Origin of the sequence: Brevundimonas sp. EAKA (genome assembly GCF_000698025.1) — a bacterium.
Lineage (GTDB): Bacteria > Pseudomonadota > Alphaproteobacteria > Caulobacterales > Caulobacteraceae > Brevundimonas > Brevundimonas mediterranea_A.
In genome coordinates, this window is record NZ_JMQR01000281.1 from 1 (window position 1) to 468 (window position 468).

1 protein-coding gene is annotated in these 468 nt (G+C 39.1%); it reads right to left on the minus strand.

The features are described from left to right. Positions 1–259: 259 nt before the first annotated feature. Positions 260–468: hypothetical protein (locus ER13_RS19125; protein WP_231492594.1), on the minus strand; the 209-nt coding region annotated here is incomplete at its 5' end.

Below are 468 nucleotides of genomic sequence, written 5' to 3' on the forward strand. Positions count from 1 at the left end.
CCCGAAACACGAGTAATTTTGGCCATTTTCAAAATTGATAAAAGACCTGTGTATTTGAGCTTACCAAGTCGGAATGGTATCAAAAGAAAGCTATTGACTTCCTCTTGAGTTTAGTGAAGGTTTGAAGTCATTTGGTTGAATAGAACGGGAGAACGAGAACTTTGAAATTCCCGAAATTCGATTATTTTTAGCCATTTTCAAAATTTTCGCACGACCTGTGTATTTGAGCTAACCAAGTCGGAGTGGTATCAAAAGAAAGCTATTGACTTCCTCTTGAGTTTGGTGAAGGTTTGAAATCATTTGGTTGGATAGAACGGGAGAACGAGAACTTTGAAATTCCCGAAAAACGATTAATTTTGGCCATTTTCAAAATTGTCTCACGACCTGTGTATTTGAGCTTACCCAGTCGGAATGGTATCACTGGATCTCTAATGCATCTGTCGCTGCCGAAGAGCAGCTTTGAAGTCA